Source organism: Megasphaera indica (assembly GCF_046614755.1).
Taxonomy (GTDB): domain Bacteria; phylum Bacillota; class Negativicutes; order Veillonellales; family Megasphaeraceae; genus Megasphaera; species Megasphaera intestinihominis.
Genome location: NZ_JBKKJR010000079.1, coordinates 1 through 248, shown reverse-complemented (window position 1 = coordinate 248; position 248 = coordinate 1). Strand labels below are relative to the sequence as shown.

The following is a 248-nucleotide window of genomic DNA, read 5'->3' as shown; positions in this document are numbered from 1 at the left end:
AAGTACCTGTGAAGATGCAGGTTACCCGCGACTGGACAGAAAGACCCCATGGAGCTTTACTGTAACCTGAGATTGGATTCCGGTAAGAGATGTACAGGATAGTTGGGAGGCTGAGAAGTGAGTACGCCAGTATTCATGGAGCCGCTGGTGGGATACCAACCTTGTTTTATTGGAATTCTAACGAGAAGCGTAACGAGCTTGCGGACAGTCTCAGGCGGGCAGTTTGACTGGGGCGGTCGCCTCCGAAA

At 51.6% G+C, this 248-nt stretch carries 1 rRNA gene; it reads left to right on the top strand.

Going from position 1 to position 248, the window contains the following annotated elements:
- Window positions 1–248: ribosomal RNA gene (locus ACFCTO_RS12250) — 23S ribosomal RNA — on the top strand; the annotation flags it as partial.